The organism is Nonomuraea sp. KM88 (genome assembly GCF_052245635.1).
Lineage (GTDB): Bacteria > Actinomycetota > Actinomycetes > Streptosporangiales > Streptosporangiaceae > Nonomuraea.
Genome location: NZ_JBQQCC010000006.1, coordinates 1 through 22234, shown reverse-complemented (window position 1 = coordinate 22234; position 22234 = coordinate 1). Strand labels below are relative to the sequence as shown.

Here is a 22234-nt window from a genome sequence, read left to right as displayed (position 1 = left end):
GGTTCCGTTCCGTCCCGAAACCGCGGTCAGGCGTCGCGCCGGCCCAGCAGCAGCCCGCCGGCCAGCAGCGCGGCCGCCGCCCACGCGGCGAGCACGCCCAGCCCCGCCCACGGGCCGAGCGGCAGGCCGGCGGCGTCGGTGGTGGCCTGGACCGCGAGCCCGGCGCTGGCCGGCGACAGCTGCCAGAGCAACCGCTGCGTCCCCTCGTCGGCGACCATCCGTACGGCGAGCGGGAACAGATAGAGCAGTCCCAGCACGCTGCCCGTGGCCGCGGCGGAGTCTCGTACGGCGGTGGCGACGCCCAGGCTGAGCAGGGCGATCAGCGCCAGATAGAGCACGGACCCGGCGGCGGCGCGCAGCGTCGGGCCGTCGGCCGGCGACAGCGGCGGGTAGCCGTGGGCCGGGGTGAACCCGCTGCCGGGGAGCAGCAGCCGCCCGGCCAGCACCGACCCCAGCACGCCGGCGGTCCCCGCGGCCAGAGTCAGGCCGGTGAGCACGGTGGCCTTGGCGGTCAGGACGGTGGTGCGGCGCGGCATCGCGACGAGGCTGGTGCGGATCATGCCCGTGCCGTACTCGCCGCACACCATCAGCACGGCCAGCAGCGCCACCGTCGCCTGGCCGAGCTGGACGCCCTGCAGGCTGATCCTGGCGGCGTCGTGGCCGCAGCCCGCCGACGCGCACGTCACGGAGGAGGCCGCCACGGCGCTCAGCGCCACCGTCAGCACCGCCGTCCCGGCCAGCAGCCACCCGGGCCCCGGCGCGGTGCGCAGCTTCGTCCACTCCGCGTACACGGCGTGTCTCATACGTCGCTCCCGCGCAGCCGGTACGCGGCCACGGCGAGGGCGGCGGCGGTGTAGCCGCACAGGACGGCGAAGCCGGCCCACGGCGCCAGCGGGTAGTAGCCGGCCACCGGCGCGTAGTGGGCGATCACCTGCGGATATTCGGGCACGCTCTGCTGGATCGCGAACCCGGCCGCGGGCGTGAGCCGCAGCAGCCACTCCGACACGCTCTCCGGCAGGAAGGACAGGATCGCGAGCACGTACGGGACGAGGGTGGCCGCGACGGCCACGATGACCGCCGTCGCGCTGCGCCGGAACAGCGCGCCGAGCGCCAGGCCGAGGACGGCGGCCACGGCCAGCAGCGCGGCGACGCCAGCGATCACGCGCAGCTCGGTGAGCAGGGGGACCGGCTGGGTGAAGACGCCGTTGCCGCTCAGGATGCGCCGCCCGGCCGGCAGCGTGACGCCGGCGGCGGCCAGCCCGGCGAGGAACGTCACCGAGCCGACCACCACGGCCTTGGCCGCCAGCACCCGGCCCCGTCGCGGGCTGGCCAGCATCGTGGTGTGGATCAGCCGCCGCCGGTACTCGGCGGTCACGAACAGCACCCCCACGACGATCATTGCGACCAGCCCCGCCATCGCGCCGGTCAGCGTGCGCTCGACGGTGCTCCCGCCCGTGAGGGGCGCGACGTCCCCGACTCCGGTGACGGCGAACGTGCCGCCGGAGTGCTCCAGCCTGCCCGGGTGATGGGGCGTCACGCCGTCGAGGTCCATCGTGACTCCGATGTCGTCGCTCTTCCATGTGCCGCCGGTGCCGGAGCCGCGCACGCTGACCCGGTCGGCGACGGCGGTGGCCTCCGCGAAGCGGGACGCCGCGATGGACCCGCCGGCGGCGTTCGGCGAGATCGTCAGGTCACCGGGGGAGGCGGCGAACAGCCCGATGCGGACCTGCGCCGGCAACCCCTCCAGGCGGGCGGTGCCGACCCGGGTCCACCGCCTGCCGTCGGGTGACTCCTCGCCGGTGATCGTGTCACCCAACCGGGTGAGCCGCAGCCAGCGCGGGGATCGCGGCGAGACGCCGCCGGGGCGGCCGGCGACGTCCTCGGTGAAGTCGTGCTGCATGCGCACGCCGTGGCCGCCGGTGACCATCACGGCCGCGTAGGAGGCGCCCTGCTCCGTGCTCTCCTTGATCATGAGGCCGGCCTTGGCCCAGGGCACGACACCTTCGACCACGTTCCTGACGCCAGGGGTGGCGTCGGGCTTGCGGATCTGGCCGGTCATGGAGGTGACGCGCGCGGTGATGGCGCCGTCGCCGTCCAGCGGCTGGTGGACGAAGAAGAACCGGTCCTCCACAGCCTGGCCGCCAGGGCCCAGCGGAGGGACGGGACAGGGCACCTCCACCGGCCCCTTGCTGCAGGAGGCGTGGCTGCCCGCGGCGAACGACAACCCGAGGCCCACGACGAGCAGCGCCCCGGTCGCCACGCCGGCCACCCACCCGCGAACGGTGCGGAACTTGGTCCACTCGGCGCGTACGAGCTGCCAGAACCCGTCCCGCCCGGCTCGCAGGTCCGAGCGGTAGGGGGTGACGGCGGTCATCGCGCGGCCCCCCGGTGGTCGACCGCGTCCCTGGTCAGGTCGAGGTACGCCTCCTCCAGCGTCGCCCGGTGGGCGCTCACCTCGGAGAACGGCACGGACCGGTCGCCGAGCAGCCGTACGACGTGCTCGGCGGCCAGCCCCGCGACGGTGAGCGTGTCATGTCCGGTGACGGTCACCGTGGCGCCCGCTCCGGCCAGCGCCGACATCGCGGGCTCCCGTGCCGTCGTGCGGACCGTGACCTGGCCGCCGGACGCGGCCGCGATCAGGTCGGCCACGCTGGTGTCCGCGACCACCCGGCCCCGGCCGGCCACCACGAGGTGGCCGGCGGTGTCCTGCAGCTCGCTCATCAGGTGGCTGGACACCAGCACGGCCCGCCCTTCGGCGGCCAGCGACCGCAGCAGCCCGCGGATCCACACGATGCCCTCGGGGTCGAGGCCGTTGAACGGCTCGTCCAGCATGAGCATCGGCGGGTCGCCCAGCAGCGCCGCGGCGATCCCCAGCCGCTGGCGCATGCCCAGCGAGAACCCGCCCGCGCGGCGTCTCGCCGCGGCGGCCAGCCCGACCCGCGCCAGCAGCGCGTCGGCCCGGCCGGCGCCCAGCCCCTGGGAGCGGGCCAGCCACAACAGGTGGTCGCGCGCGGTGCGGCTCGGTTGCAGCGCACCGGCGTCGAGCAGCGCGCCGACGTGCCGCAAGGGGGTGCGCAGGCTCCGGTACGGCCGCCCGCCGACCAGCGCCCTGCCCTCGTCGGCGGTGTCCAGGCCGAGTACCACCCGCATGGTGGTGGACTTGCCCGCACCGTTGGGGCCGACGAAACCGGTGACCTGGCCCGGCCGTACGGTGAACGACATCCCGTCCAGAGCCTGGGTCGCGCCGAACCGCTTGCGCAGCCCGGAGACTTCGATGGTTGCTTCCACGCCAGGCAGACTAGGCAGCGGACCCCGTGCCGGTCGTCACGCGACGGAGCCATCTCCGACATCCCTGACGCCCGCTACGGCCCGTCCCTCGTACGAGGGATGGCGGCGGGCCGCGCGACGGTGACAATGGCTTGCGTGAAGCGAGCGGGCGGTGGGCGGGTGGCATGGGCGCGCCGGATCCCGGCCGCGTGCACGGCGCTGGCACCGTATGCGCCCCTGGCGACCGGCGTGCTGACGGCACTGCTCGCCGTGGCAGAGTCGCTGGCGTTCTCGTCGACGCAGCCGGTGATGGGCGACACGGTGAGCGTGCCCGCGGGCACCCCGGACGGGCCTGCGGGCACCCCTGCCGGCGCCCCTCCGGCCACGGACCCGGCGGGTCCGGGGGCGCGTGGCGCCGAGTCCCGGGTGCCGGATCCGGCCCAGGTCATCGTGCTGCCGCTGCTCGCGCTGGCCACCACGCTCCCGCTGCCGCTGTTGTGGGCGCAGCCGCTCGCGGGGGCCCTGGTCGCCTGCGCGGCGGCGGTGATGTCGATCGCGGCCTTCGACACGTTCACCGTGGCGGGCGCGGTCACGCAGCTGATCGCCGCCTACCGGTCCGGCCGCCACGGGTCGCCGGTCCCCGCCGTGCTGGCCGTGGCGCCGTTCCCGCTGCTGGCGGTGGCGCTGGCGGCGGCGGGTCGTACGGACGGCCAGGCGTGGATGCTCGCCCTGCTGGCGGTGTGCACGGCCCCGGCGGCCGCGCTGGCCGGGATCGCGCGGCGGGCCCGCCGCCGGGCGATGGCCGACACGGCGGCCCGGCAGGTCATGTCGGAGAGCCTGCTGGAGCACGCGGCCAGGGGCGAGCGCGCCCGTATCGCCCGCGAGCTGCACGACGTGGTCGCCCACCACATTTCCATGGTCGCCGTGCAGGCGGAAACGGCCCGGCTCGCCGTCCCCGGGATGCCCGATGCCGGTGCGGAGCGGCTGCTGGTGATCGGCGACACCGCCAGGGCGGCGCTGACCGAGATGCGGCGGTTGCTCGGCGTGCTGCGCGAGGACGCGGAGGCGGAGCCGGCCTGGCGGCCTCAACCGGGCCTGCGCCTGCACGAGCTCAACGAGCTGCTCGACGCGTCGCGCGAGGCGTCGGGCACGGTCACCAGGCTCGTCCTGCGCGGCACTCCGGCAGAGCTCGACCCGGGGGTGGAACTGGCCGCGTACCGGATCATCCAGGAGGCTCTCACGAACGTGCGGCGGCATGCCCCGGGCGCGGCCGTGGACGTGGAGCTCGACTACGGTGACGAGGTCGTGCGGCTGCGCGTCCGCGACAACGGGCCGGGACCGCCCGGTGATGAGCAGGGTGATGAGCCCGGTGATGAGCAGGGTGACGGGCAGGGTGGTCACGGCCTGGCGGGCATGCGCGAGCGCGCCGCGGCCGTCGGCGCCGACCTGCACACGGGGCCCGCGCCGGGCGGGGGTTTCCTCGTCGAGGCCCGCCTCCCACGCAGTGACGAACGCCTCCCGGGAAAGGAACGACCGAGCGGATGAGTGGCTCCAAGGTCCGTGTCGTCATCGCCGACGATCATCTGGTGGTGCGCACCGGGTTCGCCGAGCTGCTCGACACCCAGCCGGACTTCGAGGTCGCCGGCACCGCCGCCGACGGCGCCGAGGCGGTGCGGGTGTGCCGCGAGCGGTCGCCCGACGTGGTGCTCATGGACGTGCGCATGCCCGGCATGGGCGGCATCGAGGCCACCCGGCTGCTCGTGGGGCCCGGCGGGCCACGGGTGCTCATCCTGACGACGTTCGACCTCGACGAGTACGTCTACGACGCGCTGCGCGCGGGGGCCAGCGGCTTCCTGCTCAAGGACGTCACCGCCGAGCGGCTCTTCGACGCCGTACGCGTCATCGCCGCGGGCGAGGCGCTGCTGGCTCCGGCGGTCACCCGGCGGCTGATCAGCGAGTTCGCCCGGCAGGGCCCGAGGGGCGAGGCTCCCGTGGCGGAGCTGGCCAGGCTCACCCCGCGCGAGACGCAGGTGCTGAGACTGGTCGCGGAGGGGTTGTCCAATCCGGAGATCGCGGGGCGGCTGCTGGTGACGGAGGAGACGGTCAAGACGCACGTCAGCCGCGTGCTGAACAAGCTCGGCCTGCGTGACAGGACCCAGGCGGTCGTCGCCGCGTACGAGACGGGGCTGGTGGTGCCGCGCGGCCGGGCGTGAGCGCGGGCCGCGGGACGCCCTATTCTGGAACGACGTTCGAGCCTGGAGGTGGTCGTGGTCACGGGTGTGCTGATCGACTGGGGCGGGGTGCTCACGACGAGCCTGTCCGACTCCATCGGCAGGTGGATTCGCGAGGACCGGATCGACGCCGACCATTACTACGTCGTGATGCGCGAGATGGTCGATCACGCCTACGGCGACGGCGCGGGGGAGAGCACGGTCCACGCGCTCGAACGCGGCGAGCTCGACGGTCCCGCCTTCGAGCGCGATCTCGCGGCCCGGCTGCTCACGCTCGACGGGGTGCCGCCGGTGCCGGAGGGGCTGCTGGATCGGATGTTCGCGGGGTTCGAGCCGGTCGAGGCAATGTACGACGTGCTCCGCGACGTGCGGAAAAATGGCCTTAAAACGTGTTTGCTCTCCAACTCCTGGGCGAACACGTATGCCCGCGACGGCTGGGACGACCTCTTCGACGCGGTCGTGATCTCCGGCGAGGTCGGCATGCGCAAGCCAGAGCCGCGCATCTTCCACCACGCCCTCGGCCAGATCGGGCTCCCCGGCGAGGAGTGCGTGTTCATCGACGACATCGAGGCCAACATCCTGGCCGCCCGCGCCCTCGGCATCGCCGGCATCCATCACCGCGACGCGGAGTCGACCATCACGGAGCTCGAGTCCCTCCTCCGCCTCACGCTGCGCCGGGCCTGACAGCCTGCCGGGCATCGTGGTCCTGCTGCGTCCCACCGCTCGGCAGGCGGCGGCGCCGGCGGCGTGCCTGGAGGATCATCGGCAGCTCTGCAACGCCGCCTTGGAGCACCGGCGCACCGCCTATGCCAGGGCGGGGGTGGGTGTCCGGTAAGGCGAGCAGTCGGCCGACCTGAAACACATCCTCCCGCACCTGTGCCCGCTGCGGGCACAGCGCGAAGGAGAACCGCGTCACCCGAGCCGACTTCGCCTGCACGGCGTGCGGGCATGCCGCACACGCCGACGTCAACATCTTGAGGGCAGGGCTTGCCCTTCGCCAGGCTGCGCAAGCGGCTTAGCGAGAAGCCGCTCCCTCAGGAAGCGGAGGAGTCACCAGTAATGTGTCGGTCTGGTGGCTCGGGTTTCCCGATGGCCGGGCCCTGGCGAAAGCGTGGAAAGGTACGTCATGCGCGTCTATCTGCCGTGCACTCTCCCTGCCCTGGCCGCGGCGGTCGAGGCGGGAGAGGTGGGTCCGGCCCCGTTGACCGGCTACGCGGTGACCCCCGCGCTGACCGAGTGGTACGCCTCGGGCGACACCGAGGAGCTCGAATACGTCGCGCTCACCGAGGCGGCCCGCGCCTCGCTGCGCATGCTGGCCGGCGCCGGCGGGAAGGCCGCGCCCAGGCGCGTCGTGGTGGCGGCCGAGGTGCCGGACCGCGAGGTGTCCGCCGGCGTCGGTCTCGAGGAGCGGGGCAGGGTGCGCCTCGCCGGGCCGGTCCCGCTGGCCAAGGTGGCCGCCGTGCACGTCGACGACCACGACGCGGTGGCCGACATCGAGGCCGCGATCGCCGCGCTGCCGGCCTCCGACGCGGGCGACGACGACGCGAAGTTCACCGTGGACGGCGCGGAGGCCCACGAGCTCATGTGGTACGCGACCCAGGAGATCCCCGAACTTCTCGGTGAGTAACGGCCGCGCGGTGAAGACCGCGAAGATCAAGAGCCGTGCCAACGGCACCATCGGCACCATCAGAGCCTCCTGAGGGGACCGTCGCCTTCAGGCGATGGGGGAATCGGGAGCGGGAGGGCCGCCAAGGCCCGGGCGTTCAGTGGCAGAACCTCGGACACCGTCGCCTCCTGCGGGTAGGATTGTGCTTGTGCTTTCGGGCATCGGTCAGGGCTTGGCCGTCGTCTCCCGCGTAAGCGGGGCGAGAAGCCGCTTCCTTCAGGGAGCGGAGGAGTCACCAAGGTCTACGCCAGGGACGGACGCTACGACACCTTCTCCTACAAGGCCGGCAACGGGGGCCGCCACTGGGGCGACATGATCTGGGCGAACAACATGTGCGCCTGGGGCACCGCCACCGTGCGGTGGAACGGCGGCCGGGGCGGCCAGAACGGCTCCGGCATGACCGCCAAGGCCTGCCGCTGAGGCATGCGAGCGGAGGCCGCGGCCGGACGGCCCGCGGCCTCCGCGCGTCACGTGGAAGGTCACGCCCGGCCACTATGCTGGTCATGACATGACAAAGCACATTGTTTGGGATTGGAACGGCACCCTCTTCCACGATCTCGACGCCGTGGTCGAAGCCACCAACGAAGTCTTCAAGCCGTACGACCTGCCTGCGATGACCGCCGACGGATTCCGCGCCGTCTACACGCGCCCGGTCTGGCTCGCCTATGAGCGCCTGCTCGGCCGCCCGCTGACCGAGGGCGAGTGGCAGCTGCTCAACGATGGGTTCCACGAGCACTACTACCGGTTGTGCGACAGCTGCCGGCTGGCCGCCGGCGCCGAGGTCGTGCTCTCCAGCTGGACGGGCACGCAGTCGCTCTGCTCGATGGCGCCGCACGCCCATCTGGTGCCCAAGGTCGACTCGTTCGGCATCACCCGGCACTTCACCAGGATCGACGGGCTGCTCGGGCTGACCGGCGGAGAGAAGGCGGCCCACATGACCGCGCACATCGCGACGCTCGGCATCGATCCCAGCGACATCCTGGTGATCGGCGACAGCGTGGACGACGGGCTCGCCGCCAAGCACGTGGGAGCCAGGGCGGTCCTCTACACCGGCGGCATGACGACCAGGGCCGAGCTCGAAAGCACCGGCCTGCCGGTGGTCGACACGCTGGCCGACGCCCTTGACCACGCCTAGACAGCGCTCGGGCCATGCTCAGGCATGCTCGGGGCATACGAAAATCGCCCGGGCGCGGGCCCTGAGCCCGGTGGCGGCCGTACCCTTGGCAGGGATCACCCCCCTCAGGAGGCCGCCATCAACCGCCTTGTGCTCTGGAACGTCGACCTGACCCTGGTCGACGTCGCCATCGTGACCAGGGACGCCTACGCCGAGGCGTTCCGCCTCGTGACCGGGCGACCGCTGGTCAAGCTCGTTCCCCCGCTGGGCCGCCCCGACTCCGAGATCGTCTTCGAGACGCTGGCCGTCAACGGCGTCCAGGCCGAGGACGCCCACCTGCCCAGGTTCCTGGCGGCGCTGGCCATGGCGTTCGCCGACCGGCGCGGGCGGCTGGCCGAGCAGGGCCGGATGATGCCCGGGGCGAAAGACGCGCTCAAGTCGGTGTCCAAGCTCGACGGCGTGGTCCAGACGGTGCTGACCGGCACGATCAAGAGCAATGCCGCGCACAAGCTCAAGGCGTTCAAGCTGGACAAGTACATCGACTTCGAGCTCGGCGGCTACGGCGAGGAGGTCTATCCCAAGGCGACGCTGCTGCAGGTCGCGCAGTCGCGGGCCAAGCAGCGTCTCGGAGTGCCGTTCACCGCGGCCAACACCGTGGTGATCGGCGACTCCACGCGTGACGTGCAGGCCGCCAAGATCGGCGGCGCGGCCATGATCGGGGTCGCCTCCGGGCGGTCGACGGCGGCCGAGCTCAGCGAGGCGGGCGCCGACATCGTGCTGCCCGACCTGTCCAACGCCTCGGAGGTGGTGGCCGCGGTCGCCGGCCTCACGTCCCCTCTCGACCGCAAGGCCGGCTGACCTCCCTCCCGGCCGGCCGTAGCTCGGGGGTCAGGGCAGGGCGTCGAGGAAGCGGGCCGCGATCGGAGCCGCCACCGCGCTGCCCGCGCCGCCGCCCTCGACGACCACCGCGAACGCCAGGTCACCCTGGTAGCCGATGAACCAGGAGTGCGCGGGCGGTTCCTTGCCGGAGCCGTACTCCGCGGTGCCGGTCTTGCCCGCCGTGCCGGCCGGGAACCGTACGGCGTGGGCGGTGCCGTCGGTGACGACTGCGGGCATGAGCTTGCGCAGCGCCGCCACCACCTCTCGCTCCAGCGGGCGCGGCCGGGACGGCTGCGCGTCGGGGATGTGCTCGTCCTTGACGAGCCTGGGCGGGATGTACGCGCCGGAGGCGATGGCCGCGGCGACGGACGCCATGTTCAGCGGGCTCGCCAGCACCCTGCCCTGCCCGATGGCGGCGGAGGCGAGGTCGGTGTCGTCCTTCGGGTCGGGGAACTCCGCCCGTACGGCGGGCACGCCGGGCGTGATCGGGAGGCCGAAGCCGAAGCTCCCGGCGACCTCGCCCAGCCGGCCGCCGTTCAGTTCGGCCACGGCGAGCTCGCCGAACGTGGTGTTGCACGAATGCGCGAACGCGTCACGGAACGGCAGCGTGCCGAAGTCCTCGTAGCCCGCGTTGTGGAACGGGAAGCCGCCGATGCTCCGCTCGGCGGGGCAGGCGACCTTCTCGCTCGGCTCGGTCCCGTCGGCGACCAGGGCGGAGGCCGTCACGACCTTGAAGGTCGAGCCCGGGGGATATTTGCCGAGCAGGGCCCGGTTGAACCCGCCGGGCGCGTTGATCGCCGCGAGGATCTCTCCGGTCGAGGCCCGCAGCGCCACCAGCGAGCGGGGCTTGGACACGCCTTCGAGCGCCCGGGCCCCCGCCCGGTGCACCTTCAGGTCGATCGTGGTCCTCAGCGCCCGCTTCCCGGCGGGTTTCACGACTGTCTGGAGGACCTTGTCCCCTTCGTACAGGTCGATTCTGGTGCGTTCCGCTGCCTGGAAGCGGTCGGGAAAGGTCTGCTTGATCCCTTCGACGAGCTGCTGCACGGAGCCGGGCGCGTCCGGGGTGCTGATGGTGGTGCCGTCCGCGGCCACGACCGGAGGCCCGTCGCCCTGCTCCGTGACCATCCGCAGCGAGCGGTCCTGCTTCAGCAGGGGGTGCAGGGCGGCGGGGGTCCAGGCCACTTTCCAGGTACGGCCGCTCTCGACGAGCTTGAGCGCCCCGCTGTAGCGCCAGTCGTGTTTCCCGGTCACCTGGGCGACGAAGCCGACGTCGCCGTCGCCGTCGGCGGCCGAGCGGGCGAAGACGCCTGTCGGCTCGGGACGGTGGAAGCCGGCCCTTGTCGCCTTGAGGTCGGTGAGAAAGCGCCGGTGCCGGCGCTCGAAGTCGGCGGGCGGGTCGACGACCAGCTCCCGCATGGCCGCGTAGTCCTGGCCTGACCAGGCCGCGAGATATTCGTCGGCCGTCTGTTCCGGCGAGCCCTCCGTACGCAGCGCCCAGATGACGCCGCCGGCCGCGACGACCGGGACGAGCAGTCCCGCCACGATCCACGGCCATCGCCGGCTCCGGCGCCGCGGCGGTTGTTCAGGCCGGAGGTAGGCATAGTTTGTCCCCGTTTGTGGTGCCATGACGGAGAGGACACCAGAGCGGGAGTGTTGGTGTCCAATACTGATATGACCGCTCAATGGATATATATCTTGATATAGTTGCTGTTCATGGACCTCGTCCGGCACCTTCGCTACTTCACCGTGGTCGCGGAGGAACTCCACTTCGGCAACGCCGCGATCCGGCTCGGCATGGCGCAGCCGCCGCTCAGCCAGCGCATCAAGCGCCTGGAGGAGGAGCTCGGCGTGCGGCTGTTCGACCGCTCGGCCCGCCAGGTCAGGCTCACCGAGGCGGGTCGGCTGCTGCTGGGCGAGGCCCGCGAGATCGTGACCAGGGTGGACCGGCTGCACGAGCTGGCCAGGCAGGGCCAGGGCACGGTGCTGAAGGTCGGCGTCCCGCCCGACCTGGCCGCCGCCGCGATCGCCGCGCTCGTCGCCGGTTTCCGCGAGATCAAGCCGGAAGTACGCCTCGCGCCCGCCGAGATCTGGACCGCCGACCAGGTGACGGCGCTGGCGGAGGGCACGATCGACGTCGGCCTGGTCCGCCATCCGGTCTCCGCGCCCGGCCTGGAGTACGGCCGGATCCTCGTGCAGGCGCAGGGCGTGCTGCTCGCAGAGGGCGACCCGCTGACCGCCGTCGGCGAGGTGCACCTGGCCGACCTGGCAGGACGCGAGCTGGTGATGCCACCCAAGGAGGGCGAGCCGGGGCTGCACGCCGAGGTGCTGTCGGAATGCCGGCGCCACGGCTTCGTCCCCGCGCAGGTGCACCAGGGCGCCGGGCTCGGGCTGGTCCTGGCCGGGGCGGCGGTGGCGTTCGGGCCGAAGGCGGAGCTCTCGGGGCTGGCCTGGCGGCCGCTGCTAGGCTCGCCGATCATGTCCCGGGTCTCCACGGCCTGGCGCATGGCGACGGCGTCCGGCAACGACCTGATCGGCGACTTCTCCGCCGTGGCCGTACGGACATTGAAGGAGAGAGCGGGGATGACGGACGAGGGCGCCGTACCCGCACGGCGGATCAGCCGCAGGCCGGGGATGCTGGCATGAGGCGCGGACGCGACCCGCTGACGCGGCCGGTGAAGGAGGGCACGTGAGCACGCCCGACTTCGACGCCCTGTTCAGGGCGGCCGGCGTGAACGGCTGGCTGCACGCCGTCGACGTCGACTCGGGCCGGGAGATCGGTCACGGGGCCGACGTGCCGCTGCCCACGGCGTCGATGTTCAAGGTGCCGCTGCTGGTGGAGTTCTGCCGGCAGGCCGACGCCGGGCTGCTCGACCCCGCCGGCCGGATGACCGTGCCGGCGACCGGCCGGTCGTCGGGGCCGACGGGCATCTCGGCGATGCTGGACGAGGTGACGCTCTCCCTGCGCGACATGGCGTACCTGATGATCGCGGTGAGCGACAACGGCTCCGCCGACGTGCTGCTGGCCGAGGTCGGGCGCGAGGCGGTCAACACGATGCTGGCGGCGCTGGGCCTGCACGGCACGCGTGTCCTGCAGAGCTGCCAGGAGTTCAACGACAGCATGCGTGACGACGCAGGCCACCCGTGGCCGTTCGTCGACCCCGACGACATCGCCCGCCTGAGCGCGCTCGACCCCCAGCGGACCAACCGGAGCACCCCGCGCGAGATGGCGGAGCTGTTCGGGCTGATCTGGCGGGACGAGGCGGCCTCGGCCGAGTCGTGCGCCTGGATGCGCGCGGCGCTCAACAAGCAGGTCTGGCCGCACCGGCTGGCCTCCGGCTTCCCGTACGACGACGTGGCCGTCAGCGGCAAGACCGGCACGGCCCCGACATTGCGCACCGAATCGGGCGTCGTCGAATATCCCGACGGCCGGCGCTACGCGGTGGCCGTGTTCACCCGCTCCTTCAGCACCGCGCTGAACCAGCCGCGCGCCGACGCGGTGATCGGCACGGCCGCGCGTATGGCGGTGGACCACCTGAGGAAGTAGCAACTTGTGGGGAAGTCCGGGTATGACTTTCCGTTGATCAAGCGACAGGATGGGACACATGGTTGCTGAGGGCGAGCTTGTCTGGGAGCCGAGCGAAGAGGTCGTCGCATCGGCCAGGCTGACCCGCTACCTGGAGTGGCTGGGGCGGCCCACCGACTACGAGGACGCGTGGCGGTGGTCCGTCGACAACCCCGAGCAGTTCTGGACGTCGATCTGGGACTACTTCGACGTGATCGGCGAGCGTGGCGACGGGCCGGTGTTGTCCGGCGCGATGCCCGGCGTCACGTGGTTCGACGGCAGCACCCTCAACTACGCCGAGAACGCCCTGCGCCCGCGCAGCACTGACGGCACTGAGGGCGCAGCCCTGGTGTTCGTCTCGGAGGACGGCGCCCGCCAGGAGATGAGCCACGCCGAGCTGCGCGAAGAGGTCGCCCGCGTGCGGGCCGGGCTGCGCCGCCTCGGCGTCGGGCGCGGCGACCGGGTGGCCGCCTACGTGCCCAACATCCCGCAGGCCCTCATCGCCTTCCTGGCCACCGCCTCGCTGGGCGCGATCTGGTCGGCGGGCTCGCCCGACTTCGGCGTGCCGAGCGTGGTCGACCGGTTCACCCAGATCGAGCCCAAGGTCCTCATCGCGGTCGACGGCTACCACTACAACGGCAAGAGCTACGACCGTTCCGCGGCCGTCAACGAGATCGCCGCCGCGCTGCCGTCGCTGCGCGCGACCGTGTGGATCCCCTACCTGGCGGCGGCCGGGGAGGGCCACGCGCCGCAGCAGGCCGAGCCGGCCTCCCCGCACGCCGCGGAGCCGCCGCACGGCGAGGTGATCGGCTGGGAGGGGCTGCGCGCCGAGCAGGGCCCGCTGGAGTTCGAGCGGGTGCCCTTCGACCACCCGCTGTGGATCCTCTACTCCAGCGGCACGACCGGGCTGCCCAAGCCGATCGTGCACGGGCACGGCGGCGTCGTGCTGGAGCACCTCAAGTCGCTCACCTTCCACCAGGACATGGGTGAGGGCGAGGTGTTCTTCTGGTACACCACCACGGGCTGGATGATGTGGAACTACCTCATCGGAGCCCTGCTGGTGGGGGCCACGCCGGTGCTGTACGACGGCTCGGCCACCTATCCGTCGGCGGCGGCGCTGTGGCGGATCGCCGACTCCGAGCACGTGACCTACTTCGGGGTCGGGGCGCCCTACATCATGGCCTCGCAGAAGGCGGGCCTCCATCCGGAAGGGCTGGAGAAGCTGCGCGGCGTCGGCTCGACCGGGTCGCCGCTGCCGCCCGAGGGGTTCGCGTGGCTGGCCGCCGAGCTGCCCGGCATCCCGCTCGGGTCGTTCTCCGGCGGCACCGACGTGTGCACGGGCTTCGTCGGGGCCACCGTGCTCCACCCGGTCAGGGCCGGCATCATCCCGTGCCGGTCGCTGGGGGCGAAGGTGGAGTCGTACGACCCCGCGGGCAAGCCGGTCGTCGGCGAGGTGGGCGAGCTGGTGGTGACCCGGCCGATGCCGTCGATGCCGGTGAAGTTCTGGAACGACCCGTCGGGTGAGCGCTATTTCGGCAGCTACTTCGACGTCTACCCCGGCGTGTGGCGGCACGGCGACTGGATCAAGATCAACGAGGACGGCAGCTGCGTGATCTACGGCCGCTCCGACTCGACGCTCAACCGCGGCGGCGTCCGCATGGGCACCAGCGAGTTCTACCGGGTCGTCGAGCGGTTCGAGGAGGTCGCCGACAGCCTCGTGATCGACACCGGGCAGCTCGGCCAGGAGGGGCGGCTGCTGCTGTACGTCACGCTCGCCGAAGGGGCCGAGCTCACCGAGCCGCTCCAGCGGGCCCTCTGCGACGCCCTCCGCAAGGAGTTGTCGCCCCGCCACGTGCCCAACGAGATCCACGCCGTGCCGGGCATCCCGCGCACGCTGTCGGGCAAGAAGCTCGAGGTGCCCGTACGCAAGATCCTGCTGGGCGCGCCCGTCGAGCAGGCGGCCAATCCCGACGCCATGGCCAACCCGGAGGTCCTGCGGCACTTCAGACCGGCGTGATGACGATCTTCCCGCGGGTCCGCCCCGACTCCGCCCTGCGGTGGATCTCCGCCAGCGCCGCCAGCGGGTGGCACTCGGACGGGCCGGCGACCAGATCTCCCCGGTCCACCAGGGCCGCCAGCTGAACGAGCTGGCCGGGGTCGTTGCGGGTCACGAAGTGTGTGCCGCCCTCGATCGGGGTGGCGATCGTGACCACCGTTCGGCCGAGCCCGGCCAGCGCGGCGGCGTCCCGCGGAGGGACGGCGGCCAGGTTCAGCAGCACGTCCATGCCGTCGGGCAGCGGCGTGGCGGTGTAGTCGATCACTTCGTCGGCGCCGTATCCCTTGACCGCCGCCGCGCTGCGCGGGCTCGCCGTGGCCGTCACGACCGCGCCCGCCAGCCGGGCGAGCTGGACAGCGAACATGCCGACGCCGCCACCCGCGCCGTTGACCAGCACGCGCTGTCCCCTGGTGATGCGGGCGTGCTCGTGGACCGCCTGCCAGGCGGTGAGCCCGGCCACCGGGATGGTGGCCGCGTGGGCGAGCGGGATGCTCTCCGGGGCTCTGGCCAGCATGTTCGCGGGCGCGGTCACGTACTCGGCCGCGGCGCCGTCCACCTGGCCGAACACGCGGTCGCCCGGGGCCAGGCCGGTGACGTCCGCGCCGGTTTCCAGCACGGTGCCGGAGACGTCCCAGCCGAGGGTGCGTGGCAGGCTCGTCCCGAAGATCTCGGTCAGCAGGCCGGAGCGCAGGCCGATCTCGGCCGGGTTGAAGGACGTGGCCGCCACCTCGATCAGCACCTCTCCCGGGCCGGGCCGCGGCACCGGGATCCGGTCGTGCCGGATCACAGAGGGGCCGCCGAACTCGTGGATCCGGGCGGCGCGCATGGTGCCGGCCGGTACGGGGGCGCTGCGGAAGGCCGTGGCGTGCTCCGCGGCCCACTCGCGGAACGTGCGGGCGGCGCTCCGCGTGACCTCCTCGACCGTCCGCGTGACCGGGAGCGGGGCGGTCACCAGGGCGGCCTGAGCCTGGAGGACCTCGTCCACCGCGAGCGGGGGCCACCCCTCGGCCAGGAGCTCCGCGCGGGCATGGTGCGGCGGGACCTCCTCCCAGCGCGCCGGGAATCCGGCGATCTCGGCGAGCACGCCCACCTGGCCGGCCTGGGTGATCGGCTCAGGGCCGGTCAGCACGTAGGCGGCGCCGTGGTGGCCGTCCTCCAGCAGCGTCCGTACGGCGACCGCCGCGATGTCCCGCTCGTGCACCGGAGCCATGGCGGCCCGGCCGTACGGCGCGCGCACGACTCCGGCCCTGAGCCGCCTGGCCCACCGCAGCGCGTTGGCCGCGAAGGCGTGCGGGCGCAGGAACGTCCACTCCAGCCCGGACTCCTCGATCAGCCGCTCGACCTCGCGTTCGTGCTCGCGGACCGCGGCGGAGGAGAGGTAGACCACGCGGCGGGCACGCGCGGCGAGCACGTCGACCACCGCCCGCGCACCCTCGGCCGTCGCGAACGGCCACACCAGGAACACCGACTCCACCCCGTCGAGAGGCAACGATCCGGGGTCTTTGAGATCACCCGTACGGCCCCCCGCAGGGGTCCTCGTCAGGGGCGTGACCTCGGCGCCTGCCGCCCGCAACTGCTTCGCCACCTGGCTGCCGACCGTGCCGGTCGCCCCGGTGACCAGAACCGCACCCATAGAGCGCTCCTTTCGTCGCAAAGCAACCGTAGGAGCGCCCATCGAGACATCCAATGCGCCATTAGCGCGTATTTCATACGTCATCGTCTTAAACTCCTGGGTTATGGACGTGCTCAGTGACGTGATCGCGCTCATGCGCACAGGGCGCCCCCGGGCGGCCCGCGTCGCGTGGCACGCACCCTGGGGCCAGCGGTTCCCGGCGGTCCCCGGCTCGGCCGGGTTCCAGGTCGTCCTGGAGGGGACCGGCCGGCTGATCCCACCGGACGGCGAGTCGGTCGCGCTGTCGGCGGGTGACGTGCTCTTCTTCCCGCGCGGGCACGGCTACGGCATGGCCGACTCGGCGTCCACCCCGCTGGCCGAGCCGGCGTGCGACCCGCTGGAGGATGAGCTCGGCCTGTTCGCCGCGGACTCGTTCGGCGGCACGGGCGCGGCGACGGTGCTGCTGTGCGGTGGTTACCGGTTCGACACGAGCCGCGCCCATCCCATCCTGGCCGACGTGCCCGACCTGGTGCACCTGCCGGGGGCGCTCGGCCGGGACGCCGAGCTGAGCGCCGCGATCGGCCTGCTGAGCACGGAGGTCCGGCGGCCGGGCGGGGGCGCCGACACGATCGTGACGTCGCTCCTGGACATGCTCCTGCTCTACATCCTGCGGGCCTGTTTCGCCGCGGAGCCGGGGCGCTGCCAGGTCGGCGGCTGGGCGGCGGCCCTGGCCGATCCGGGGATCAGCGCCGTGCTCGACGCCGTGCACCGGGATCCGGCACATCCGTGGACCGTCCAGGAGATGGGCGAACGGGCGGGCCTGTCGAGGTCGGCCTTCGCCAGGCGGTTCACGGCGCTGGTGGGGCAGCCGCCGCTCACCTACCTGACCTGGTGGCGCCTGGCCATGGCCGCCCGGCTCATGCGGGAGTCGGACGCGGTGCTGGGGGAGATCGCCGCCCAGGTCGGCTACAGTTCGGAGTACGCCTTCGCCAACGCCTTCAAGCGGGAGCACGGCATGTCGCCCGGCCGGTATCGCCGTGAGGCCGGTCTGCTCGCGCCGCCGACCGGTCGAAGCCGGCGGCGGGCCGTGTTCCGCCAGGTCCCGGACGTGATTAAAACGTAGCAATCACAATGCCGTCATACCTTGGAGCAAGGCATTGACGCTTGCTGGACACAGCGCCTAGATTCCGGACAGCCACCCGTTAAAACGTTTGTTGTCGGGAGGATGGATGGCCGTTCCCCCCACGCTGGCCCTGGCGAACGTCAGCAAGTCGTTCGGCGCCGTGCGCGCGCTGCGTGACGTCTCCATCGAGTTGTTCGCCGGCGAGACGCACGGGCTGGCGGGGGAGAACGGCGCCGGCAAGTCCACCCTGGTCAAGACGCTCGCGGGGGTGCACCGCCCCGACAGCGGCCAGGTGCTGCTCGGGGGCGAGCCGGTCGAGTTCGCCGGACCGGCCGACGCCCAGCAGGCGGGCGTGGCCGTCATCTACCAGGAGCCGACCCTCTTCCCCGACCTGTCCGTGGCCGAGAACATCTTCATGGGCCGCCAGCCCCGGCGCGGCCTCGGCCGGATCGACCGCGGGGCCATGCACGCGCGTACCAGGGAGTTGTTCGGGCGGCTCGGCGTGGCCCTCGACCCCGAGCAGCCCTCGCGCGGGCTGTCCATCGCCGACCAGCAGCTCGTCGAGATCGCCAAGGCGATCTCCAGGGACGCCCGCGTGCTGGTCATGGACGAGCCGACGGCCGCGCTCTCCGGCCACGAGGTGACCCGGCTGTTCTCGGTCGCGCAGACGCTGCGCGAGCAGGGTTGCGCCCTGCTGTTCATCTCCCACCGGCTGGACGAGATCTTCACCCTGTGCCAGCGGGTCACGACCCTGCGGGACGGCGCATGGATCGCCAGCGAGCCCGTCGAGGGCCTCACGCACGACGACCTCATCCGCCGCATGGTGGGCCGCGAGGTCGCCACGCTGTTCCCCAAGGAGGAGGCGGCCGTCGGCGAGGTCGCGCTGAGGGTCGAGCGGCTGACCCGCGAGGGCGTGTTCACCGACGTGTCCTTCGAGGTGCGCAGGGGCGAGATCGTCGCCCTGGCGGGGCTGGTCGGCGCCGGCCGCAGCGAGGTGGCCAGGGCCGTCTTCGGCATCGACCGCTGGGACGCCGGGTCCGTCACGGTGGACGGCGTCACCCTGACCGCGGGCAGCCCCACGGCCGCCATGAACGCAGGGCTGGCCCTGGTGCCCGAGGACCGCCGCCAGCAGGGGCTCGTCATGGACCTGTCGATCGAGCGCAACATCGGGCTGACCGGCCTGCGCGAGCTGCGCCGCGGCCCGACGATCTCCCGCCGGGCCGAGCGCGACCGGGCCAGGGACTGGGCGCTGCGGCTGCAGCTGAAGTTCGCCCGGCTGGCCGACGGGGTGGGCGTGCTGTCCGGCGGCAACCAGCAGAAGGTGGTGCTGGCCAAGTGGCTGGCCACCGAGCCGTCCGTGCTGATCGTGGACGAGCCGACGCGCGGCATCGACGTCGGCACCAAGGCGGAGGTGCACCGGCTGCTGTCGGAGCTGGCCGGCCAGGGCATCGCCGTCCTCATGATCTCCTCCGAGCTGCCGGAGGTGCTCGGCATGGCCGACCGGGTGCTGGTCATGCATGAGGGCCGGCTGGCCGCCGAGATCCCCAGGGCTGAGGCGACCGAGGAGAGCGTGATGAGCGCCGCGACCGGGAGGGCCGCGTGACCGGACCCACCACCACGGTGGCTGCGCCCTCCGAGCAGTCCCCCGGAGGGCGCAGCGCCAGGAGCCTGGTCGACCTGGTGTTCAGGGCCCGCGAGCTGAGCCTGGTCATCGCCCTGGCCCTGCTCATCGGCGTGACCGGCGCGGTCAACCCCAACTTCCTGTCCGGGCAGGGCATCGAGGACATCCTGCTCAACACCGCGATCCTCGCCCTGCTGGCCGTCGGGCAGTCGGTCGTGGTCATCACCCGCAACCTCGACCTGTCCGTCGGCTCCGTGGTGGGGCTGGTCGCGTTCGTCACCGCCGACGTGCTCGCGAGCGGCTGGGGCCTGGTGCCCGGCGTCGTGTTCGGGATCGCCGTCGGCGCGGCCTGCGGCCTGCTCAACGGGCTCCTCGTCAGCTTCTGCCGGGTGCCGGCCCTGGTCGTGACGCTCGGCACGCTCTACGTGATCCAGGGGGTCGACCACTACATCGCGCACGGCCGCCAGATCAACGCCGTCGACCTGCCGCCCGCGCTGCTGTCGCTCGGCAACGGGTCGGTGCTGGGTGTTCCGTACCTGCCGCTCATCACGCTCGTGGTCATGTTGCTGATCGGCTACTACCTGCGCTCCTACCCGAGCGGCCGGGAGTTCTACGCCATCGGCTCCAGCCCCGAGGCGGCCAGGCTGGCCGGCGTGCCGGTGCGCCGCCGCGTCCTGACCGCCTACCTCGTCAGCGGCTGCCTGGCCGGGCTGGCGGGCGTGCTCTGGCTGGCCAGGTTCGGGACGGTCATCGGCGACTCCGCCAACGGCTGGGAGCTCATCGTGATCAGCGCGGTCGTGGTGGGCGGCGTCGCGATCACCGGCGGGGTCGGCAGCGTCTACGGGGCGGCACTCGGCGCGCTGCTGCTCACCACGATCGGCAGCGCCCTGGTGGTGCTCCGCGTCAACCCCTTCTGGCAGCAGGCCATCACCGGCGCGCTGCTCCTGCTCGCCATCAGCGTCGACCGGGTGCTGGCCATGAGGGTGGCCCGCCTGCTCAGGAACAGGAGCCGTCATGGCTGACCAAGCGGGCGGCCGTTCCGTCATGGGCAGGGTCCTGCGGTGGGACGTCATGGTGGCGTCGCTGCTGGTCGCCGTGTTCGCGGCGGGTTCCTTCACCACCCCCGGCTTCGCGACCACCGGCAACCTGTCGTTCGCGCTGAGCGACCTGGGCGAGATCGCGCTCATCGCGCTGGCCATGACCATGCTGGTGGTGGCCGCCGAGGTGGATCTGTCGGTCGCCTCCGTGCTCGGCCTGTCGAGCGCGCTCGTCGGCGCCATGTGGGAAGGCGGCATGGCGATCGAGACGATCATCCCGCTCGTGGTGCTCGTCGGCGCCGCCTGCGGGCTGGTCAACGGGTTGCTCGTGACCCGGCTCGGCCTTCCCTCGCTGGCCGTCACGATCGGCACGCTCGCCCTCTACCGTGGCCTGGCGTACGTGGTGCTCGGAGACAAGGCCATCGCCCAGTTCCCGCCCGGCTACGTCGCGCTGGCCGTGGACGACGTGCCCGGCACGCCGATCCCGTACCCGATCGCGCTGTTCATCCTGCTCGCCGTCATCGTCGGAGTGGTGCTGCACTCCACCGGCTTCGGCCGCTCGCTCTACGCCATCGGGGCGCAGGAGCAGGTCGCGTTCTTCTCCGGCATCCGCGTCAAGCGCATCAAGCTCCTCCTCTTTGTCGTCTCCGGCACGGTCGCGGCGTTCGCCGGGGTCGTCTTCACCCTCAGGTACGGCTCCGCCCGCGCCGACAACGGCCTGGGCATCGAGCTCGCCGTCATCGCGGCCGTCCTGCTCGGCGGGGTCGACTTCGACGGCGGCAAGGGCACGCTGGGCGGGGTCATCGCCGGCGTGCTGCTCATCGGGTTGCTCCGCAACCTGCTGATGCTCGGCGACGTGTCGACGGAGATCCAGTCGATCGTCACCGGGCTCCTCCTCATCGTGTCGGTGCTCACCCCGCGCCTCGTCTCCCTCATCAGGCCGGCCCTGAAAGGAACACCATGACCCCGATGCGCCTCACCGCCGTCGCCACGCTGCTCGTCCTCGGCGTGGCGGCCTGCGGCGGCACCACGAGATCGTCCGTCACCGCCGCTCCCCAGGAGGCCCCCGCCTCCTCGGCCGCCGCCTCGGCGAACCCCGGCGCGCCGCTCAAGGAGGGCATCAAGCTGGCGTTCCTGCCGAAACAGATCAACAACCCGTACGAAGTCATCGTCGACGAGGCCGGGATCGAGGCGGCCAAGGAGTTCAAGGGCGAGGCCAAGGAGGTCGGCCCGTCCGACGCGTCGGCGTCGTCCCAGATCTCCTACATCAACACGCTGACCCAGCAGGGCCACGACGCGATCCTCATCGCCGCCAACGACGCCAACGCCGTCTGCGGCCCGCTCCAGCAGGCCCGCGCCAAGGGCATCAAGATCGTGTCGTACGACTCGGACGCGGCGCCGCAGTGCCGCGACCTGTTCATCAACCAGGCCAGCTCCGAAGAGGTCGGCCGCAGCCAGGTGCAGCTGCTCGCGGAGATGATCGACCACAAGGGCGAGATCGCCATCCTGTCGGCCACGGCAAACGCGACCAACCAGAACACCTGGATCGAGTTCATGAAGGAGGAGCTGGCCAAGCCGGAGTACAAGGACATGAAGCTGGTCAAGGTCGCCTACGGGGACGACGACGACCAGAAGTCCTTCACCGAGACGCAGGGCCTGCTGCAGGCCTATCCCGACCTGAAGGGCATCATCTCGCCCACCACGGTCGGCGTCTCGGCCGCGGCCCGCTACATCTCGGGTTCGAAGTACAAGGGCAAGGTCGTGCTGACCGGCCTGGGCACGCCCAACCAGATGCGGCAGTTCGTCAAGGACAAGACCGTGGAGAAGTTCGCCCTGTGGAACCCGAAGGACCTGGGCTATCTCGCGTCGTACGCGGCGGCGGCGCTGGTGTCGGGGCAGATCACCGGGGCCGAGGGCGAGACGTTCAAGGCGGGCAAGCTGGGGGAGCGCACGATCGGCGAGAACGGTGAGGTCATCCTCGGTCCGCCGTTCACCTTCGACGCCTCCAACATCGACCAGTTCGACTTCTGACGCGTGGTGGTGGGGGGGGGGGGGGGGAAGGAGCG

The 22234-nt window shown here is 72.3% G+C and carries 19 protein-coding genes and 1 pseudogene; 15 read left to right on the top strand and 5 right to left on the bottom strand.

Going from position 1 to position 22234, the window contains the following annotated elements:
- Positions 1-26: 26 nt before the first annotated feature.
- Genes ACTWPV_RS19500 through ACTWPV_RS19490 form a run of 3 tightly spaced genes read right to left on the bottom strand, consistent with a single transcriptional unit; the run spans position 27 to position 3288 of the window.
- Entirely contained in the window at positions 27-803 is a 777-nt protein-coding gene (locus tag ACTWPV_RS19500; protein ID WP_443152876.1) for an ABC transporter permease, read from the bottom strand.
- Positions 800-2374, bottom strand: coding sequence for an ABC transporter permease subunit (locus ACTWPV_RS19495; protein ID WP_443152875.1), 1575 nt, complete (start codon positions 2372-2374; stop codon positions 800-802). The genes ACTWPV_RS19500 and ACTWPV_RS19495 overlap by 4 nt, the downstream gene beginning before the upstream one ends.
- Complete coding sequence (locus ACTWPV_RS19490; protein ID WP_443152874.1) at positions 2371-3288, bottom strand: ATP-binding cassette domain-containing protein; 918 nt, start codon at positions 3286-3288, stop codon at positions 2371-2373. The genes ACTWPV_RS19495 and ACTWPV_RS19490 overlap by 4 nt, the downstream gene beginning before the upstream one ends.
- 135 nt (positions 3289-3423) lie before the next feature.
- Here ACTWPV_RS19490 and ACTWPV_RS19485 point away from each other — a divergent pair, with 135 nt between their 5' ends.
- From ACTWPV_RS19485 to ACTWPV_RS19455, 7 genes and pseudogenes are all read left to right on the top strand, one after another.
- Positions 3424-4812 carry a sensor histidine kinase gene (locus ACTWPV_RS19485; RefSeq protein ID WP_443152873.1) on the top strand — a complete coding sequence of 463 codons (1389 nt, stop codon included), beginning with the start codon at positions 3424-3426 and terminating at the stop codon, positions 4810-4812.
- A complete protein-coding gene (locus ACTWPV_RS19480) occupies positions 4809-5480 on the top strand; it encodes a response regulator transcription factor (RefSeq protein WP_347643282.1) in 672 nt (223 codons plus the stop codon). Before ACTWPV_RS19485 ends, ACTWPV_RS19480 begins: the two co-directional genes overlap by 4 nt.
- Positions 5481-5534: 54 nt before the next feature.
- Positions 5535-6182 (top strand): HAD family hydrolase, encoded by a 648-nt coding sequence (locus ACTWPV_RS19475; RefSeq protein WP_347643283.1) that lies wholly within the window; start codon positions 5535-5537, stop codon positions 6180-6182.
- Positions 6183-6373: 191 nt separating this feature from the next.
- A pseudogene (locus ACTWPV_RS19470) lies at positions 6374-6517 on the top strand (RNA-guided endonuclease TnpB family protein); the annotation flags it as partial.
- A gap of 107 nt (positions 6518-6624) precedes the next feature.
- Positions 6625-7125, top strand: coding sequence for a DUF6912 family protein (locus ACTWPV_RS19465; RefSeq protein WP_347643284.1), 501 nt, complete (start codon positions 6625-6627; stop codon positions 7123-7125).
- Positions 7126-7672: 547 nt separating this feature from the next.
- Positions 7673-8299, top strand: coding sequence for an HAD family hydrolase (locus ACTWPV_RS19460; protein WP_347643285.1), 627 nt, complete (start codon positions 7673-7675; stop codon positions 8297-8299).
- 129 nt (positions 8300-8428) lie between these two features.
- On the top strand, positions 8429-9136 hold the full coding sequence (locus ACTWPV_RS19455) for an HAD family hydrolase (RefSeq protein WP_443152872.1): 708 nt from the start codon (positions 8429-8431) through the stop codon (positions 9134-9136).
- A 30-nt stretch (positions 9137-9166) separates the two neighbouring features.
- Here ACTWPV_RS19455 and ACTWPV_RS19450 read toward each other — a convergent pair whose 3' ends face one another.
- Complete coding sequence (locus tag ACTWPV_RS19450) at positions 9167-10699, bottom strand: penicillin-binding transpeptidase domain-containing protein (RefSeq protein ID WP_443152871.1); 1533 nt, start codon at positions 10697-10699, stop codon at positions 9167-9169.
- Between the two features lie 171 nt (positions 10700-10870).
- Between ACTWPV_RS19450 and ACTWPV_RS19445 the strand changes: the two genes are divergently transcribed.
- Genes ACTWPV_RS19445 through ACTWPV_RS19435 form a run of 3 tightly spaced genes read left to right on the top strand, consistent with a single transcriptional unit; the run spans position 10871 to position 14736 of the window.
- On the top strand, positions 10871-11800 hold the full coding sequence (locus ACTWPV_RS19445) for a LysR family transcriptional regulator (protein WP_347643288.1): 930 nt from the start codon (positions 10871-10873) through the stop codon (positions 11798-11800).
- Positions 11801-11843: 43 nt separating this feature from the next.
- Complete coding sequence (locus tag ACTWPV_RS19440; RefSeq protein ID WP_443152870.1) at positions 11844-12701, top strand: serine hydrolase; 858 nt, start codon at positions 11844-11846, stop codon at positions 12699-12701.
- Between the two features lie 58 nt (positions 12702-12759).
- Complete coding sequence (locus tag ACTWPV_RS19435) at positions 12760-14736, top strand: acetoacetate--CoA ligase (RefSeq protein WP_443152869.1); 1977 nt, start codon at positions 12760-12762, stop codon at positions 14734-14736.
- Here the strand turns inward: ACTWPV_RS19435 and ACTWPV_RS19430 are convergent.
- On the bottom strand, positions 14723-16408 hold the full coding sequence (locus ACTWPV_RS19430) for an alcohol dehydrogenase catalytic domain-containing protein (protein ID WP_443152868.1): 1686 nt from the start codon (positions 16406-16408) through the stop codon (positions 14723-14725). The genes ACTWPV_RS19435 and ACTWPV_RS19430 overlap by 14 nt on opposite strands.
- A 103-nt stretch (positions 16409-16511) precedes the next feature.
- Here ACTWPV_RS19430 and ACTWPV_RS19425 point away from each other — a divergent pair, with 103 nt between their 5' ends.
- From ACTWPV_RS19425 to rhaS, 5 genes are all read left to right on the top strand, one after another.
- Entirely contained in the window at positions 16512-17510 is a 999-nt protein-coding gene (locus tag ACTWPV_RS19425) for an AraC family transcriptional regulator (RefSeq protein WP_443152867.1), read from the top strand.
- A gap of 106 nt (positions 17511-17616) precedes the next feature.
- Positions 17617-19113 (top strand): sugar ABC transporter ATP-binding protein, encoded by a 1497-nt coding sequence (locus tag ACTWPV_RS19420; protein ID WP_443152866.1) that lies wholly within the window; start codon positions 17617-17619, stop codon positions 19111-19113.
- On the top strand, positions 19110-20153 hold the full coding sequence (locus tag ACTWPV_RS19415) for an ABC transporter permease (protein ID WP_347643294.1): 1044 nt from the start codon (positions 19110-19112) through the stop codon (positions 20151-20153). The genes ACTWPV_RS19420 and ACTWPV_RS19415 overlap by 4 nt, the downstream gene beginning before the upstream one ends.
- Positions 20146-21132 (top strand): ABC transporter permease, encoded by a 987-nt coding sequence (locus ACTWPV_RS19410; protein WP_443152865.1) that lies wholly within the window; start codon positions 20146-20148, stop codon positions 21130-21132. Before ACTWPV_RS19415 ends, ACTWPV_RS19410 begins: the two co-directional genes overlap by 8 nt.
- Positions 21129-22199, top strand: coding sequence for a rhamnose ABC transporter substrate-binding protein (gene rhaS, locus ACTWPV_RS19405; RefSeq protein WP_443152864.1), 1071 nt, complete (start codon positions 21129-21131; stop codon positions 22197-22199). The genes ACTWPV_RS19410 and rhaS overlap by 4 nt, the downstream gene beginning before the upstream one ends.
- Positions 22200-22234 lie beyond the last annotated feature (35 nt).

What these genes read in the sequence shown, in the direction of transcription:
- ACTWPV_RS19500 (WP_443152876.1), bottom strand. Translation starts at nt 803, where the DNA reads ATGAGACACGCCGTGTACGCGGAGTGGACGAAGCTGCGCACCGCGCCG.
- ACTWPV_RS19495 (WP_443152875.1), bottom strand. Translation starts at nt 2,374, where the DNA reads ATGACCGCCGTCACCCCCTACCGCTCGGACCTGCGAGCCGGGCGGGAC.
- ACTWPV_RS19480 (WP_347643282.1), top strand. Translation starts at nt 4,809, where the DNA reads ATGAGTGGCTCCAAGGTCCGTGTCGTCATCGCCGACGATCATCTGGTG.
- ACTWPV_RS19465 (WP_347643284.1), top strand. Translation starts at nt 6,625, where the DNA reads ATGCGCGTCTATCTGCCGTGCACTCTCCCTGCCCTGGCCGCGGCGGTC.
- ACTWPV_RS19460 (WP_347643285.1), top strand. Translation starts at nt 7,673, where the DNA reads ATGACAAAGCACATTGTTTGGGATTGGAACGGCACCCTCTTCCACGAT.
- ACTWPV_RS19445 (WP_347643288.1), top strand. Translation starts at nt 10,871, where the DNA reads ATGGACCTCGTCCGGCACCTTCGCTACTTCACCGTGGTCGCGGAGGAA.
- ACTWPV_RS19435 (WP_443152869.1), top strand. Translation starts at nt 12,760, where the DNA reads ATGGTTGCTGAGGGCGAGCTTGTCTGGGAGCCGAGCGAAGAGGTCGTC.
- ACTWPV_RS19430 (WP_443152868.1), bottom strand. Translation starts at nt 16,408, where the DNA reads ATGGGTGCGGTTCTGGTCACCGGGGCGACCGGCACGGTCGGCAGCCAG.
- ACTWPV_RS19425 (WP_443152867.1), top strand. Translation starts at nt 16,512, where the DNA reads ATGGACGTGCTCAGTGACGTGATCGCGCTCATGCGCACAGGGCGCCCC.
- ACTWPV_RS19420 (WP_443152866.1), top strand. Translation starts at nt 17,617, where the DNA reads ATGGCCGTTCCCCCCACGCTGGCCCTGGCGAACGTCAGCAAGTCGTTC.
- ACTWPV_RS19410 (WP_443152865.1), top strand. Translation starts at nt 20,146, where the DNA reads ATGGCTGACCAAGCGGGCGGCCGTTCCGTCATGGGCAGGGTCCTGCGG.
- rhaS (WP_443152864.1), top strand. Translation starts at nt 21,129, where the DNA reads ATGACCCCGATGCGCCTCACCGCCGTCGCCACGCTGCTCGTCCTCGGC.